Genomic DNA, 16,041 nt, shown 5'->3' with positions numbered 1-16,041 from the left:
TAATTCTCCTTTAAAATAAAAAAAGCTGTCGGTTAAGACAGCTTTTTAATTAAAAATTGGGTGATAAATCATATTTTTTATAAAATTTATCAAGTATTTCAACGACCTCCTCTGCAGTATCAACGATTTTAAATAAATTTAAATCCTCTGGACTTACAGTAAGTTCATTTTCTACTAAAACTGTTTTAATCCAATCGAGCAATCCAGACCAGAAGCTTGTTCCCACTAATATTATAGGAAACTTAGCCACTTTTTTAGTCTGAATCAAGGTGATAGCTTCAAACAATTCATCCATCGTTCCAAAACCTCCTGGCATCACAACAAAACCTTGAGAATACTTTACAAACATCACTTTACGAACAAAGAAATAATCGAAATTCAAGTTTTTATCACCGTCGATATAGGGATTAAAATGTTGCTCAAAAGGCAATTCAATATTCAGTCCCACAGAAGTTCCGCCACCAAGATGTGCGCCTTTATTACCAGCTTCCATAATACCTGGACCACCGCCCGTAATTACACCATAACCAGCTTTACTAATTTTGTATGCTATTTTTTCTGCTAGTATATAATGAGGCGAATCAGCTTTTGTTCGCGCCGATCCAAAAATAGAAACACAAGGTCCTATGCGACCCATTGTTTCATAACCGTTTACAAATTCTGCCATGATTTTAAAAATGGCCCAACTATCATTTGTTCTAATTTCGTTCCAACTTTTTTGCTTTAATCGATCTTGGATTACTTTATCCTCATCATTGTCAAAATCTTCTAATCTCATTTTTTAATATCTAATTTATTACTCATTTCTTTAGGAGCTTTTTCCAGCTATTTGTTCCAATCTTTTTATTTTTTTTCAAAAAAAACAAAAAGGATTTCCACTTCTATCTGGGCTAGGACTCCAATTTACTAAAGTAATTCTTTTTTATCAATAAAGTGAAATCAATCTTTAATTTTAAGATTATATTGTTGTTTTCTACCTTACAAAGCTTCTAAAATTAAATTTATTTACTGATTTAAAAGAAAAAAGAAATAAGTGGTTAAGGTCAAAAAAACTTATCTTTAAGGATATCAAAATAATGAGATCATGAAAGCTATTCATATTACAAAATCTGGCGGACCAGAAGTATTGCAGTTACAAGAAACTCCAAAACCCAAACCAGAGAAAAATCAAGTATTAATCAAAGTCAAAGCAGCTGGTGTGAATCGCAGTGATGTAATTACGCGTCAAAATAGGGATGCCTACGGCAAAGGATTTACAGGAACTTTAATTCCTGGTTTAGAAGTTTCAGGAGAAATAACAGCAATTGGCGAAAATGTAACCGACAAAAAAATTGGAGATAAAGTATGTGCACTTATCGCAAGCGGAGGATATGCCGAATATGTTGTGGTAAACACTTCGCATTGTCTTTTCATTCCAGATGGAATCAGTCTAATAGATGCAGCAGCCATTCCAGAGACTGTTTTTACGGTTTGGTTTAACGTTTTTCATTTGGGAAAACTGCAACCTAACGAAAAGTTATTAATTCACGGCGGAACAAGTGGTATTGGCACTATGGGTTTACAAATGGCAAAAGGTTATGGTTGTAAAGTTTACACCACTGCAGGAAGTGACAAAAAGATTGATTTTTTAAATAAAATGAACTTGGGAATGGCAATCAATTATAAAAAAGAGGCTTTTGAAGAAGTGCTAAAAGAGGAAAAAATTGATGTTATTCTAGATATGGTTGGAGGAGATTATACGCAAAAGAATCTTGAAATATTAAACGAGAAAGGCCGCTTAATTTATATCAACGGAATGAAAAGTTCGGAGGTAAATATTAATTTGCGCACTATTATGAGTAAGAATCTAACCTTGACCGGGAGCTTTCTTAAACCTCAATCTGATGAAGTAAAAACTCAGATTGCAAAAGAGGTAGAAGCCAACATTTGGCCACTATTTCATTCTAAACAAATTCATCCTATAATTTATAAAACTTTTCCTTTAGAACAAGCTGCAGAAGCGCATAGACTTATGGAAAGTAGTGATCATATTGGTAAAATTCTATTGACAATGGATTGATATTATTAAAAAAATAATCAAACTCAAATTTGATAATATAGTATTGAAACTAACTTCCTATTGCTTTTTAAAAATACCTTTTGGAACAATAAAAAAAAATAATTTCGAATATTGAGATTTTAAAAGTTACAATTTAAAATTTGCTGTTTTTAAAATAGAATTGCTTTAAGCTTCAATTGATTCGTTCGATAAAATACTACTCAATGTTAATTAATAATTGATATATTTGAATAAAAATAATAGTATGAAAAACACTTTTTTGATTCTCTTCTTTACGCTTTTTACGGCTACCATTTCCGCTCAAGACGGTAAGAAAAACCAGAAAGCAGTAATAAAAACAACTCTTTTTTGCGATCATTGTAAACAGTGTGAAACTTGTGGAGGAAATTTCCAATCCAATATGTTGAAAATAAAAGGAGTGAAAATGTATGAACTAGATGAAAAAAACAGCACAATTACCGTTTTTTACAATAGTGAAAAAACAAATCTAGAAACTATAAAATCAGGTATTTCAAAAATGGGTTATGATGCTGATGATGTAAAAGCAGACGTTGTAGCTTATGAACAATTAGATGATTGTTGTAAAAAAGTATAAGGGCTTTTTTTTGATTTATAAGATTATAAAAATGAAAACTACTGTATGATGCAGTAGTTTTTTTTATCTCTGGTAGTGATTAAAAGTTTGAGGGTAGAATGTTATTGGTGATATTGTAATCAATAAAAAACCACCCCGCCCTACGGTCACCCCTCCAATGGAGGGGAATTAAAACCGATTTGGTACTTATGGATTATTTTTATTTTGTTTAATTTATTTGATAATGTATATTAAAAGAAATTGTTGAGGAAATTTAAGCCAATTCCTTTTTTAAGAATTGTGCTGTATAACTCTTTTTATTTTTTGCGACTTCTTCTGGAGTTCCTTTGGCGATAAGTTGGCCTCCGCCTTTCCCACCTTCAGGACCAATGTCGATGATGTAATCTGCTAGTTTTATCACATCCATATTGTGTTCGATAATTAGAATGGTATTTCCTTTATCGACTAGTTTATTAATCACTTCCATTAATACTCTAATATCTTCAAAATGCAAGCCTGTTGTGGGTTCATCGAGAATATAAAATGTATTTCCAGTATCTTTTTTAGATAATTCTCCCGCTAGTTTTATGCGTTGCGCTTCTCCACCAGAAAGTGTTGTGCTTTGTTGTCCCAATGTAATGTAGCCTAAACCAACATCCTGAATCGTTTTTACTTTTCTATAAATCTTCGGGATCAATTCAAAAAACGGAACCGCTTCATCTACCGTCATATTCAACACATCAGAAATGGATTTTCCTTTGTATCGAATCTCCAATGTTTCTCTATTAAAACGTTTTCCTTGACAAGTTTCACATTCAACATACACATCAGGTAAAAAGTTCATTTCTATTGTTCGAACTCCAGAACCTTCACAGGTTTCGCAACGTCCTCCTTTTACATTAAAACTAAAACGACCTGCTTTATAACCCCGAATCATACTTTCTGAAGTCATAGTAAACAGATTTCTAATTTCTGTAAAAACTTCGGTATATGTCGCAGGATTCGAGCGTGGAGTTCTACCAATTGGGCTTTGATCAATATCAATTACTTTATCGATATGTTCTAATCCTTCAATTTTTTTGTACGGTTTTGGTTTTTTGACACCATTAAAATAATAGGCATTCAAAATAGGGTAAAGCGTCTCATTAATCAAAGTAGATTTTCCACTTCCAGAAACTCCTGTAACACAAATCATTTTTCCTAAAGGCAACTCTATCGAAACATTTTTTAAGTTATTTCCTGTTGCCCCCGTTAATTTTAGGAACTTTCCGTTTCCTTCCCGACGCTTTTTAGGAACCTCAATTTTCATTTCACCATTCATGTACATTGCTGTAATAGTATGGTGTTTCAAGATTTCTGCAGGTGTTCCTTTGCTGATGATTTCACCACCATACTTCCCTGCTTTTGGTCCAATATCTATGACATAATCAGCACGTTCAATCATGTCTTTATCGTGTTCTACCACAATAACTGAGTTGCCAATATCTCTCAATTGTTCTAGAGAATGAATTAGTTTTTCGTTATCTCTTTGGTGCAAACCAATGCTAGGCTCATCAAGAATATACAAAACACCAACCAACTGCGAACCAATTTGAGTTGCCAATCGAATGCGTTGCGCTTCCCCACCCGAAAGTGATTTTGAACTTCGGCTTAAAGCCAAATAATCCAAGCCTACATTCATCAAGAAGTTTAGTCGGTCCTTAATCTCTTTAATTACTTCAGTAGCGATACGCTTTTGTTTATCAGATAAATGAGTATTTAAATCATGAAACCAAGCCGTTAAATCCGAAATGTCCATATCGCACAATTCGGCTATGTTTTTTTCGTTTATTTTAAAGAATAATGCCTCTTTTTTCAAACGAGAACCATCACAAACAGGACAGTTAACTTCGTCCATAAATTCCTTAGCCCATCTTTTAATAGTAGTGGATCCACTTTCTTCGTATTGATTTTTAATGAAATTAGATATTCCTTCAAAATCAATTTTATAGTCACGAGCCACTCCTAAATCTTTAGAATTAACTGTGAATTTTTCTTTTCCACCATTCAAAATCATTTCCATTGCTTCCGCTGGGATTTTTTCGATGGCATCCGTTAATTTAAAACCATATTTTTCTCCAATGATTTCTAATTGCTTAAAAATCCAAGAACTTTTATATTCTCCCAAAGGAGCAAATCCACCGGCTTTAATAGTCAATTTTGGATTTGGAACAATTTTTTTACTATTAATTTCATTAACTGTTCCCAAACCGTTGCAATGATCGCAAGCGCCTTTTGGTGAGTTGAAAGAAAATAAATTAGGTTCTGGATTCTGGTACGAAATTCCAGTAGTAGGACACATTAAATTTCTACTAAAATAGCGCACTTCATTAGAATCTTGATCTAAAACCATTAATACATTTTCACCATGATGCATGGCAGTATTAATACTTTCTGATAATCTTTTTTCATTCTCAAGGCTTTCATCAATAACCATTCTATCTACTACAATTTCGATATCATGTGTTTTGTAACGGTCTAATTTCATTCCTAAAGTAATATCAAGAATATCATTATTGACACGTACTTTAAGGAAACCTTGTTTGGCTATTTGTTGAAAAAGTTCAGCGTAATGTCCTTTTCTAGCACGAATAACAGGCGCCAAAATATTGATTCGTTTTCCAGCAAAGTCCTGAATAATCAAATCTTTAATTTGTTCATCAGAATAGGAAACCATTTTTTCTCCAGTGTTATAACTATAAGCATCAGCGCCACGAGCATAAAGCAAACGCAAGAAATCATATATTTCAGTAATGGTTCCCACAGTAGATCGAGGACTTTTACTAGTCGTTTTTTGTTCGATAGCAATTACCGGAGAAAGTCCATCAATTTTATCTACATCAGGACGTTCTAACCCGCCTAGAAATTGCCTTGCATAGGCAGAAAAAGTTTCTACATAACGACGCTGCCCTTCGGCATATATGGTGTCGAAAGCAAGTGAGGATTTTCCAGAGCCAGAAAGTCCAGTGATTACTACTAGTTTTTCACGGGGAATGGAAACATCTATATTTTTGAGATTGTGAACGCGAGCGCCTTGAACTTCAATGGTATTGTCTTTGTCTAACATATTTTTTTGTAAATTCCGAATGGTCGGTAGCAAAGTTACCATTTTGATTTATTCTTTCAATAGAACACTTTAGAAGTTTATGTTAAAGATTGTGTACTTTTGAAAAACAGATTAATAATCATTTTTTAGAAAGAGAAGCAGTATACAATTATGAAAACAAGAATCGGAATTTTAGGAATGGGTGGAGTAGGCGGTTATTTTGGAGGATTGTTAGCCAAAGAATTTTACCAGTCAGATTCTGTTGAAATAATGTTTATCGCAAGGGGAGAAACTCAAAAAGAAATCGCTAATAATGGATTAAAAATTATAACGGATACGGATGAATTTATTGTTTTTCCATTTTTAGTATCAAATGACCCTCAGGTTATAGGGAAACTTGATTTTCTTATTTGTGCTACAAAAACCTATGATATAGAGGAAAGTCTTGTATCTATCAGTAAATGTATTACTAAAAAAACGGTTATTCTTCCTTTGTATAATGGAGTTGATGCTCCAGAACGCATTAGTACTTTATTTCCTGATAATGAAGTGTTGCAAGGCTGTGTTTACATTGTTTCGATGATTGTTTCGCCTGGAATTATAAAGAAAATAGGAACTTATGAAAAGTTATTTTTTGGTTCTACTATGGCTTCAATTGCAACCTTACATAAATTACAAGCTATTTTTAAAAGTGCGGGTATCGAGAGTTATCTAGTAGATAATATCGAGGAAACAGTGTGGGAAAAATTTATTTTCATTTCCGCTTTAGCTTCAGCAACCTCTTATCTAAATCAGAATATTGGAGAAATTTTAGCAAATCAAACTAGTAGAGCACTTTATGTTTCTCTATTAAATGAAATTACGATGCTTGCTGCTGTAAAAGGGTTGAATTTGCCTGAAGATAGTGTAATGCAAAGTATTCTTAAACTTGAAAAATCACCTCATAGTGCCACCTCTTCAATGCACAGAGATTTTTTAGCGGGTAATAAAACAGAATTAGATTCATTGACTGGTTTTGTCGTTACCGAATCATTAAAATACGAAATTGAAACACCAACCTATCAAATGGTTTTTGATAAATTATCTAATTTATAATTGCTTTAATAGATAGTAGTAGGCAAGTTTACCGCAGAAAGGAGTAAAATTGAAACTAACAAAGAAATTTTAAAATGAAAAAACAATTTTTATTTACATTATCAGCAATATTAACTATTTATTTTTCTTACTCACAAAATACAAAAATAATAGTTTTGGATAGCATATCAAACTTGCCAGTAAAGTATGCTAATGTAAATTTTCTAAATGGTTTTGGTGTTTTTTCAAATGAAAAGGGTAACATTATGATTTCTGATTTAAATGTTAATTCAATTGAAATATCTCACGTATCTTATGAATCTAAAAAAATAGATTTGAACAAAATAAATAACTCAATTGTACATTTAAAACCAAAAATCATAAAATTAGATGAAATCGTTATTAAAAAGGAAAAATTAAAATTACTGAAAACGATAAGTTTAAAGCCTAAAATTCATAGTAATTATAAAGAAATGTTTTTTAGTGCAATCGGCTTAAAGTTAGCTTTTAAAATAAATCCTTCTGATAATAAAATTAGCATCTTAAAAAGTATTGAAATTCCTTTATTTAAAAAGACAAATGATGCCACAAAAAACTTTTATCCAGAAAAACAATATCCATATAAAACTTTGATAAAAATAGAAATATTAGAATCTATAGATGATAAACCACGAGAAAATTTATATGATTACATTAAGTATGAAATAATTAATTCAGAACTTTTAAATGATTCTTTTATCTCATCGTTTGAAAAAAGTATTAAAATTCCCGAAAATGGTTTGTTTATTGTAGTAACATTCATTGGAAAAGTTGATGAAAATAACTTATTAATTACTGAAATGCCTTATGACATCAAAAAAAAATATCCTGATGGAAAATTTATAAAATGGATTCTACCAAACATTCCAATTAGTACAAGACAAAACGATAATAAAACATTTTTCAGATTTGATTATGAAACGCAATCAAATTGGAAACAAATTGAAAAACCAAATAACTATGACAAAAATAAAGAATATCCAATTTTTGAAATTGGAATTGGTTACAAAATTGATTTAATGGAATAAAAACCCGCCTACAACAGCCGTTTAGCGAGATTGGGGTTTTAGTGGAATTAGCTTTTTTTATCATATCATCGTTTCGGCAGAAAATACTCTGCTTTAAAGTCCCCAACCTCGCCAAACGCCAAGACGATTTATCCAATACCATTTTTTCAATAAATAAATAGTGTTAAATATTGCTATGAAATTTAGCGTTAAGACTATTTTCCTAAAATAAATTATAAGAACTAGACTTTAGGTTTACTCTGTTTTATTTTAAAGGTAATATTTAGAAAATCATTTTTGTTATGCGTGCATATTATTCAAATTAATTCCTTATTTTTCGCATATAATTAAATAAAAATGCAAAAAGATTACGACTATATTATAATTGGAAGTGGCTTTGGAGGTTCTGTTAGTGCTTTACGACTTTCTGAAAAAGGATATAAAGTTTTAGTGATCGAAAAAGGGAAATGGTATAAAGCCAATGATTTTGCTAAAACCAATTGGAACCTCCGTAAATGGTTGTGGATGCCAGCGCTTAATTTTTTTGGAATCATGAAAATGAGTGTTTTTAGACACATTGTCATTATTTCTGGAACTGGAGTAGGAGGCGGATCTTTGGTATATGCCAATACTTTGCCTGTTCCTAAAACCTCTTTTTATAAATCGGGCAGTTGGAGCGAATTAGCAGATTGGGAAAATGAACTTAAACCCTTTTATAAAACGGCACTTACCATGCTTGGTGCAGCTAGAAATCCAAAATTATTTGATGGCGATAAAGGACTTAAAGAATTAGCAATAGAATTGGGAAGAGAAGATCAGTTTGAAAATCCTGAAGTAGCCGTTTTTTTTGGTAAAGCAGGAGAAAAAGTGATTGATCCTTATTTTGATGGTAAAGGCCCAGAAAGAGCTGGTTGTAATTTTTGCGGAGGATGTATGACGGGTTGCCGTTATGATGCCAAAAACACACTAGATAAAAATTACCTTTATTTAGCACAAAATTTAGGCGCCAAAATTCTAGCGGAACATGAAGTTTATGATGTTTTACCTATTGATGGGAATGAAGGCGCTACAGGTTATAAAGTATTTTTAAAATCGAGCACGCATTATTTTAAATCTAAAAAAGAGTTAACTGCAACAAGCGTTATTTTCTCAGGAGGTGTTTTGGGAACAGTAAAATTACTGCTTAAACTAAAACCAAAATCACTGCCTTTGCTGTCTGATAAGCTGGGGGAAGATATAAGAACGAATAACGAAACACTAATAAGCGTTTCTAGTTTAGACCATAGTAAAAATATGTCTAAAGGTGTTGCTATAGGAAGTTTACTTCATACGGATGATAATAGCCATCTTGAAATTGTTCGTTATTCAGAAGGTTCTGGATTCTGGAAACTATTGCATTTACCGCTCGCTATTGGGAAAAATACACCAGCTCGTTTATTTAATATGTTACAGCAATTATTGAAATTTCCGGTGCGTTATTTCAAAATCTATTTTACAAACAGTTGGTCCAAAAGTACTGTCGTTTTGTTATTCATGCAATCTATTGATAGCACTTTGAAATTTAAAACTAATTTTTTTGGCGGAATGGCTTCTTCCGTTGGAAAAGGAGTAAAGCCAAGTGCTTACATTCCAGAATCTATCGAATTGACTAAAAAATATGGTAAAATTGTAAACGGTGTTCCTACTTCATTTGTATTAGAATCTTTTGCAGGAATTCCATCTACAGCCCATGTTTTAGGAGGAGCGGTAATGGGAAAAGATAGTTCTCAAGGCGTAATTAATAAAAACAACGAAGTTTTTGGTTATAAAAATATGTACGTAATAGATGGAGCAATGATATCAGCAAATCCTGGAGTAAATCCTTCATTGTCGATTACTGCAATAGCGGAAAGAGCGATGGCGCAGATAGGGGATAAGTCAAAATAGTTAGAGAATACTTGAATTAATTGGAAAAATCAAAGCTAGACCGAGTTACTAACTCAAAAATTAAGTACAAGATTGACTAAAAGTTTAAAAAGCAATGTGTTTTCCTGTCAAAAATTATTATTCTAGTATCAAACTTGATAACGAGATAATCCATTTAAGAAAATAGATTTAACTCGTTCACGTAAATATTCAGGACGAAGCACTTCCAAACTATCTCCAAAACCTAATAAAATGCGATCTAATTCGTAATTTTGAATGACATATAAATGAATAATGATACTTCCATCTTCATTTTGTTTAATGAGCCTTTGCGAATTGTGTAAAGGTTTTGTAGTAACATAAGGAGCGTTTTTGGCATCAATCCAAAGTTCGATGCGTCTGGGTTGTAAACCAGTATTTACGGTCACGCCAACTACATTTTTATAAAATAAATCAGGATTGAATTTTTCTTCCAAATAAGGTATATTCAAATCGTAGTCAATCGAAATAATTCTGTCTAATGCTAAATTGGTAATGGGTTGACTTCCCTTTCTTTTCCCTACCAAAAACTAACGATTATTAAATTCCTTCAAAATAAAAGTATGAAAATTAAACGTTTTTTCTTCTGCAGATTTAAAGGATGTTTTATTGAGGAAACAAATGAATGGTAGACAATCGTCTATTGTACAATTGTCTACATTGTGCGAATTTGGCTAAATGGAAGATATTAAAATAAAACTAGGTTTACGCGTTAGAGAATTAAGAATCTCAAACGGGTATTCACAAGAAAAATTAGCAGAACTATCTGATTTGGATAGAACTTATATTCCTGGCATAGAGAGTGGAAGAAGAAATGTTTCTATTGTGGTTGTTGAAAAAATAGCTAAAGCATTTGGAATAACTCTTTCTGAACTTTTAAAAAAACTCTAAAAATAAATTTATTTAATGATAACAAATCCATTACTTGAAGAGTTAAAAAAACTAAGAGAATCATCAAAATATGCTGTTGCTCAAGGAACTCATTCCAATTTAAATCAATTTAAAAAATATTTACATATTGAGCGTGAAGTTGAAAAAAAATTAAAAACAATTATTACGAATGCTTCTAATATAGATAAATCACAATTGTTATTAGTTTGTGGTAATGTTGGTGATGGAAAATCACATATACTCTCCCATTTACATGATGAATTAAAAAATATTATATCTCAATTTGTCATTCATAATGATGCCACTGAATCACATAATCCTAATGAATCATCTAACGAAACCTTGTATAAATTATTAGAAGGATTTAAAGATATTAACATAAATGATTCCAAAGACAAAATTATACTTGCAATTAATCTAGGGACTTTAAGCAAATTCATAGAAGAATATGGAGAAGAATTTAAAGTACTCAAAGATTATATCATTACGAGCAAGATATTAGATACTGATTTAATTCATAGTGACGAATTTGATACCGCTAGTAACTTTCACCATGTGAATTTTACTGATTATCATATCTATTCGTTAACTGAAAATGGTCCTATATCCGATGTAATCTCTACTCTACTTGAAAAAATAGTGTCTGAAAATGAAGCGAATACTATTTACAAAGCATATCAAGATTACAAGATAATTGTTAGTGATAAAATATATTGTCCAATTATATTTAATTATGAATTTCTTTTTAATAAAAACAATAGAATAATCGTTTCACAACTCATAATTAAATCAATAATCAAAAGCAAAGAAATTGTATCACTCCGAACCTTATTAAATTTTGTACATGATATTTTAGTTCCAGTTGATCTTGCTACTATAAATGAAGCAGATTATTTTAGGATAATTGAAAAAATGAATGGTGCTCAATATATTTCAAATTTAATTCCTAATTATTTATTTGAACATCCTGAATTATCTAGTTTGTTCGAAAAGATTGAGAGTTTAGATCCTTGTAATAATAGAAATTCTCATATTGATGACATTTTATTAACTATAATAAATGCGGAAGAATCTTTTACTATTTTTTCAAAACATATTGACAAAATCTACTTGGATAAAATAGAATCTAAGATAAATAAAACGAATATTCATAAATCTGAACTCTCTAGATTGTTTATTAGACTCAATTATTTTAGTAATTATTTTGAAGAAAAATATTTAAACGATGTTGATTATAATGAATATTTAATTTGGTTATTTCACTACAACAATAACAATAAAACATTCATACAAAAAATATATGGATTAGTTGAAAATGCCGCAAGAAATTGGAATGGTGACCCAAAAACAGATGATAAAGTTATTATAAATGTTGGAAAAAGACAAACTCAATTTAGAGTGTTCAAGGATTTTGAAGTAGTACCAGATGTAGATTTATCAAAAGAGAAGTTTGAGAGCCAAATCAATAAATTCACACAAGAGTTTAGTTTGTCTTTTAAAATAAATAATGGGACGGATTCTGTAAAAATTCATGTTGATTTTAGTTTGTTTAAAATTTTAAAAATGATTTCTAGTGGCTATAGACCCAATAAAAAAGACAACAATAATTATGTGTACTTTGTTAATTCTATAAATATTTTAATTAATCAAAACAATAATAAAGCAGCATTGTATATCGATGAAGTTAATATTGGAAAAGCAGTTGATTATAAGTTTTCGAAAGACACTTTTAGTGGTTATAAATTTCAAGTCATATGATGAAAATAGAATTAAATAGAGAAGGAATTAATGGACTTGAAAAAAGATATTTTAAAAATAAAACTTTTAGTCATGTTACTGGAAATCAAATAAAACTATTGCCTTTTAAAACGAATCCAAGTGGTGATACATTTAGCGAGGATTTTAAATCATTTCAAGGCGTTATTGGTGAATTATTTCGGATTTTAAATTCTAAAACTCAAGTTGAACTAGGTAAAATTAGTGGCTCCTTTAAATTGGAACTTAAAGAAAGCATTTTAAAAGCAGCTATAGATAAAGTTGATACGGAACATAAAGAAGAGTTTAAAAATATGCTTACAAAACTCTTTTTTGATGAAGACCATGGTTTAATAAAATTTAATATTAGGACTCTTTCTTATATGAATTTCATTAATTCTAATAATGCTGTAAAAGAGATTTCTAAGTTTATATTTGATGTGTTTTTAATAGATTTTAGTTCTAAAGCTTCCTTCAATGAAGATGCAGTTGATGAAAATTTGTTACATCAGTTAATAATTCAGTGTTTACCTGAATTATCTGAAATAACTTCAAAATCAAAAGTTACAAATTATACAAATTTGTTCCCTGAAATAAAAGAAAAATTTATTGAAGACTTTACTCATTTAACTAGTAATAATTCGTTCCTGTTAAAACATATAGAAGATTTTTTTAAGTATTATTATTTTCATTATTTGAATCAGTTGCTACTTGAATTAAAGGATTTTGGAACAGGAACTTCAAAAATAAAACCAATTTATTACACAATGGATTGGGAAACACTTTCAGAAACTAGATTGTCAAGTCATAGTGTTGGATGGAAACAATTGAATAGGTATTCAGAATCATTATTTGCTCATGTTAATACTTTAGAATTGTTGAACTATATTATGGTTGATGATAAACCTATTGAAGATTATAAAAACATTGTAACTCTTTTTAAAAGTTTTAGTCCAGAAGAAAAAGAAAAATTTCAAGAATGTATAGACGAATTAACCACCTTCTATACTGAGAATATTACCGTTTTTGAAACTGGAAAAAATTGGGATGATTGTGATAGACTATTAGAATTAGCATTGGCTAAAGAAAACTTTGAAGATACTATTAATCTCTCCATTTATACTCTATGGTTTAAAATCAAATATCAATTTGAGAATTCTTCTAGAAGCAAACCTTACAGCGATTATTCAAAATGGTATTCGCAATTTGGCAAAGTAAATTATACTAAGAATAGAGGCCGATTAGGTAATACGACCATTTTGTCTCAAGAACTTTTGCTCTTTTTGACAAAGATTTGTATTGGAGCTGAAGATAAAATCAGATTAAAAACTTTATGGGATAAACTCAGAGAGAGAGGAATTGTATTTGATGAAACCTCAAAATTAGAAATTACCAAATTGTTTGAAAAAATAGGAATATTAAAGTTTAACATTTATGTACTACATTTTAATTTATAAAATATGAAAAGTATTGAAATAACATTTGGATTAAAAATTAAAGAGTTGAGGAAACAAAAAAAATATTCTCAAGAACAATTAGCAAATTTAGCATCGATTAATAAATCATACATTTCTAAAATCGAAAATGGAAAAACAAAAGTTTCCCTTGAAATTATGAATAAACTTGCAAAGGCATTTGAAATTGAAATAGACCAATTATTTGAATAACAATCCGAACGAATTTAGTACTCTTTTTTATTTGGAATAACACCACGTATTCCGCCTCTTGGATTTTCAATATCGCCGTAATATCTAGGAATTATGTGAATATGTGAATGCCAGATTGTTTGTCCAGCTTCCTTATTTACATTAATTCCGATGTTAAAACCATCTGGATTGTATTTTTCTTGAAGTATCTTTTTTACTTTGTTTGCAATAATCCAACAAGCGGTTTGTTCTTTTAAAGTCAAATCAAAATAATTAGAAACTAATCTTTTTGGAACAATTAAAGAATGACCTTTTGAAACTGGGAATTTATCATAGAATGAAAATACTGTTGCAGTTTCAACAATTAGTTCTCTAGTTTCGACACCACTTAAAAATGGACTTAAATCTGTTTTTCCTTTGTTTAACGTTGTGTAATGCTGATATTCGTACAACTCGCAGTTTTCGTTCTTAAAAACGGACAAATAAGCTAATTTAATCAAACATTGATAAGTTTCTTTCTTATGAACTTTATGAATTCTAAAACCTTCGTATTGAATATCTCGACGAACAGCGAAATATGCTTTTCCGTTTGGTTTTAAAAGATTAGAAACATTCATTAACACTTCTGCTTGTTCCTCTGGAAGTAAAACATTTAAAACATAGAAACATAAAATTGTATCAAATTTTTCCTTTGGAAATTCTGGAAAATAAAACGGATCATATCCGACAATATCAATTCCTTTTACTTTTAAAAGTTCAACATCTTTTCCAATTCCACAACCGAAATCTAGAACTTTACCATTGATTTTCTTTTGGTTCAATAAAATTCTTGCTGGATAGGAAAGTGAAGTTCTTTCGATAGCTGTTAAATGACTATTTTGGTTTTGATTACTCATTCATATACAAAAAACCGTTATTACTTGCAATTGTGATTAAAGGTTGAATCGTATTTGAAAATTTTTCTTTTTCAAAACTATCAATATTTGGAAAAATAGATAGGTATTCATCCATATATCTACTTTTAGAATTATGATGTTTGTTTATTTCAAAAGCTACTTTTTGTAAATCATAAAATTTTTCAAAATGCTTTTCAAATATTGGTAAATTATCGCTTTTAGAGAAGTTTTTGCTTCTTTCAATTGGAATTAAATTCCAAATTAAATCGTGGGAAACAAATGCATGTGGGATAAAATGGTCAATAGCAAAATTCTTTTCTTCAAAAAGTAATTTAGTTCCTGTAAAAATGCATTCAACATAACCTAATTCTTTAAAAACATTTTTCCAATATTCATTTGTCTGTTTCGTCAAACCATTTCTAATAGCAGGTTTAATTAATTTGTTAGGAATATCAGGAACATTTGGATTTCTTGATTGTAGAAATAGTGATAAATTCCAATAGCAAAAATCTTTCAATATTTTAGAATTTGACTTTAAATAAGGAATCCAAATTGGATTTACAATTATGTTTTCATCGTATAATCCATAAAGACAACAATTTTCAAAATTTTGAGAATATGAATAAATTCGTTTTTTATAATTTGAATTATTTTCGTCTTTTAGTTTTGGAAACCAAGGCGATAAGAACCAATGCGGAACATTTAGATTAAAATGTTCGAGTAATTTTTTTGTTTCAATTTTTTTTGAATTTTCTAAAATTGAAAGTAAATTCTCTTTTTTAATATCCTTTGTTAAACTTTCAAATTTCAAAATATCTTCTACTGCATTTTGAATTAAATCTTGTTTTCCAAAAGAAACGTGAAAATAATTTACTGTGTACCAAGAATTACTAATCATTCTTGAAAAAATTTCTCTTTTTTTAATATTTACTTGTCCCTTTTCAACTATTTCAATAATCGCAATTAACCAATAAAACTTATAAGTTGCAGAAGTATTAGCAAATGATGCTGAAAGTTTATTAGTTGGTAAATTATCTGAAAAAGGTAAATTCAAATTCATTAATGTTATAT

General features: G+C 29.9%; 14 protein-coding genes. 9 read left to right on the top strand and 5 right to left on the bottom strand.

The window, feature by feature from the left end; all coding sequences use genetic code 11:
- Nucleotides 1–49: 49 nt before the first annotated feature.
- Nucleotides 50–778 (bottom strand): TIGR00730 family Rossman fold protein, encoded by a 729-nt coding sequence (locus H2650_RS09850; protein WP_188050641.1) that lies wholly within the window; start codon nucleotides 776–778, stop codon nucleotides 50–52.
- Nucleotides 779–1,084: 306 nt separating this feature from the next.
- Here H2650_RS09850 and H2650_RS09845 point away from each other — a divergent pair, with 306 nt between their 5' ends.
- Together H2650_RS09845 and H2650_RS09840 are read left to right on the top strand one after the other, a co-directional pair.
- On the top strand, nucleotides 1,085–2,059 hold the full coding sequence (locus H2650_RS09845; protein ID WP_188050640.1) for an NAD(P)H-quinone oxidoreductase: 975 nt from the start codon (nucleotides 1,085–1,087) through the stop codon (nucleotides 2,057–2,059).
- 244 nt (nucleotides 2,060–2,303) lie between these two features.
- The gene (locus H2650_RS09840; protein WP_188050639.1) at nucleotides 2,304–2,654 is read left to right on the top strand and encodes a heavy-metal-associated domain-containing protein; all 351 of its coding nucleotides are present in this window, start codon (nucleotides 2,304–2,306) and stop codon (nucleotides 2,652–2,654) included.
- A gap of 253 nt (nucleotides 2,655–2,907) precedes the next feature.
- Here H2650_RS09840 and uvrA read toward each other — a convergent pair whose 3' ends face one another.
- Nucleotides 2,908–5,739 carry an excinuclease ABC subunit UvrA gene (gene uvrA / locus H2650_RS09835; protein WP_188050638.1) on the bottom strand — a complete coding sequence of 944 codons (2,832 nt, stop codon included), beginning with the start codon at nucleotides 5,737–5,739 and terminating at the stop codon, nucleotides 2,908–2,910.
- Nucleotides 5,740–5,889: 150 nt separating this feature from the next.
- Here uvrA and H2650_RS09830 point away from each other — a divergent pair, with 150 nt between their 5' ends.
- The 3 genes from H2650_RS09830 to H2650_RS09820 all read left to right on the top strand — a co-directional run bounded on the left by H2650_RS09830 (nucleotide 5,890) and on the right by H2650_RS09820 (nucleotide 9,764).
- On the top strand, nucleotides 5,890–6,813 hold the full coding sequence (locus tag H2650_RS09830; protein WP_188050637.1) for a ketopantoate reductase family protein: 924 nt from the start codon (nucleotides 5,890–5,892) through the stop codon (nucleotides 6,811–6,813).
- A gap of 74 nt (nucleotides 6,814–6,887) precedes the next feature.
- The gene (locus tag H2650_RS09825) at nucleotides 6,888–7,859 is read left to right on the top strand and encodes a hypothetical protein (RefSeq protein ID WP_188050636.1); all 972 of its coding nucleotides are present in this window, start codon (nucleotides 6,888–6,890) and stop codon (nucleotides 7,857–7,859) included.
- Nucleotides 7,860–8,195: 336 nt separating this feature from the next.
- Nucleotides 8,196–9,764, top strand: coding sequence for a GMC oxidoreductase (locus H2650_RS09820; protein ID WP_188050635.1), 1,569 nt, complete (start codon nucleotides 8,196–8,198; stop codon nucleotides 9,762–9,764).
- 128 nt (nucleotides 9,765–9,892) lie between these two features.
- Here the strand turns inward: H2650_RS09820 and H2650_RS09815 are convergent, their stop codons facing one another.
- Nucleotides 9,893–10,309, bottom strand: coding sequence for a YafY family protein (locus H2650_RS09815; RefSeq protein ID WP_255462865.1), 417 nt, complete (start codon nucleotides 10,307–10,309; stop codon nucleotides 9,893–9,895).
- A 151-nt stretch (nucleotides 10,310–10,460) separates the two neighbouring features.
- Between H2650_RS09815 and H2650_RS09810 the strand changes: the two genes are divergently transcribed.
- From H2650_RS09810 to H2650_RS09795, 4 genes are read left to right on the top strand one after another with little or no spacing between them, the layout of a single operon-like run.
- Nucleotides 10,461–10,673, top strand: coding sequence for a helix-turn-helix domain-containing protein (locus H2650_RS09810; RefSeq protein ID WP_188050634.1), 213 nt, complete (start codon nucleotides 10,461–10,463; stop codon nucleotides 10,671–10,673).
- 15 nt (nucleotides 10,674–10,688) lie between these two features.
- The gene (dptF, locus tag H2650_RS09805; protein ID WP_188050633.1) at nucleotides 10,689–12,431 is read left to right on the top strand and encodes a DNA phosphorothioation-dependent restriction protein DptF; all 1,743 of its coding nucleotides are present in this window, start codon (nucleotides 10,689–10,691) and stop codon (nucleotides 12,429–12,431) included.
- On the top strand, nucleotides 12,428–13,885 hold the full coding sequence (gene dptG / locus H2650_RS09800) for a DNA phosphorothioation-dependent restriction protein DptG (protein WP_188050632.1): 1,458 nt from the start codon (nucleotides 12,428–12,430) through the stop codon (nucleotides 13,883–13,885). The genes dptF and dptG overlap by 4 nt, the downstream gene beginning before the upstream one ends.
- Before the next feature lie 3 nt (nucleotides 13,886–13,888).
- Nucleotides 13,889–14,095 carry a helix-turn-helix domain-containing protein gene (locus H2650_RS09795; RefSeq protein ID WP_188050631.1) on the top strand — a complete coding sequence of 69 codons (207 nt, stop codon included), beginning with the start codon at nucleotides 13,889–13,891 and terminating at the stop codon, nucleotides 14,093–14,095.
- Between the two features lie 14 nt (nucleotides 14,096–14,109).
- Here the strand turns inward: H2650_RS09795 and H2650_RS09790 are convergent, their stop codons facing one another.
- A complete protein-coding gene (locus H2650_RS09790; RefSeq protein WP_188050630.1) occupies nucleotides 14,110–14,970 on the bottom strand; it encodes an HIT family protein in 861 nt (286 codons plus the stop codon).
- Nucleotides 14,963–16,030, bottom strand: a complete 1,068-nt coding sequence (locus tag H2650_RS09785) for an HNH endonuclease domain-containing protein (RefSeq protein WP_188050629.1) — start codon at nucleotides 16,028–16,030, stop codon at nucleotides 14,963–14,965. Before H2650_RS09785 ends, H2650_RS09790 begins: the two co-directional genes overlap by 8 nt.
- Nucleotides 16,031–16,041: the final 11 nt, after the last annotated feature.

Source organism: Flavobacterium sp. GP15, assembly GCF_014281985.1.
Classification (GTDB): Bacteria; Bacteroidota; Bacteroidia; order Flavobacteriales; family Flavobacteriaceae; genus Flavobacterium; species Flavobacterium pygoscelis.
Note: the sequence above shows the minus strand (reverse complement) of the source record. Positions and strands in the feature narration are given on the sequence as shown.

Bases quoted from the DNA above. Each gene is read 5' to 3' on its own strand.
- H2650_RS09810 (WP_188050634.1), top strand. From the start codon at position 10,461: ATGGAAGATATTAAAATAAAACTAGGTTTACGCGTTAGAGAATTAAGA.
- H2650_RS09785 (WP_188050629.1), bottom strand. From the start codon at position 16,030: ATGAATTTGAATTTACCTTTTTCAGATAATTTACCAACTAATAAACTT.
- uvrA (WP_188050638.1), bottom strand. From the start codon at position 5,739: ATGTTAGACAAAGACAATACCATTGAAGTTCAAGGCGCTCGCGTTCAC.
- dptG (WP_188050632.1), top strand. From the start codon at position 12,428: ATGATGAAAATAGAATTAAATAGAGAAGGAATTAATGGACTTGAAAAA.
- H2650_RS09825 (WP_188050636.1), top strand. From the start codon at position 6,888: ATGAAAAAACAATTTTTATTTACATTATCAGCAATATTAACTATTTAT.
- H2650_RS09795 (WP_188050631.1), top strand. From the start codon at position 13,889: ATGAAAAGTATTGAAATAACATTTGGATTAAAAATTAAAGAGTTGAGG.
- H2650_RS09840 (WP_188050639.1), top strand. From the start codon at position 2,304: ATGAAAAACACTTTTTTGATTCTCTTCTTTACGCTTTTTACGGCTACC.
- H2650_RS09790 (WP_188050630.1), bottom strand. From the start codon at position 14,970: ATGAGTAATCAAAACCAAAATAGTCATTTAACAGCTATCGAAAGAACT.
- H2650_RS09850 (WP_188050641.1), bottom strand. From the start codon at position 778: ATGAGATTAGAAGATTTTGACAATGATGAGGATAAAGTAATCCAAGAT.
- H2650_RS09830 (WP_188050637.1), top strand. From the start codon at position 5,890: ATGAAAACAAGAATCGGAATTTTAGGAATGGGTGGAGTAGGCGGTTAT.
- dptF (WP_188050633.1), top strand. From the start codon at position 10,689: ATGATAACAAATCCATTACTTGAAGAGTTAAAAAAACTAAGAGAATCA.
- H2650_RS09820 (WP_188050635.1), top strand. From the start codon at position 8,196: ATGCAAAAAGATTACGACTATATTATAATTGGAAGTGGCTTTGGAGGT.
- H2650_RS09845 (WP_188050640.1), top strand. From the start codon at position 1,085: ATGAAAGCTATTCATATTACAAAATCTGGCGGACCAGAAGTATTGCAG.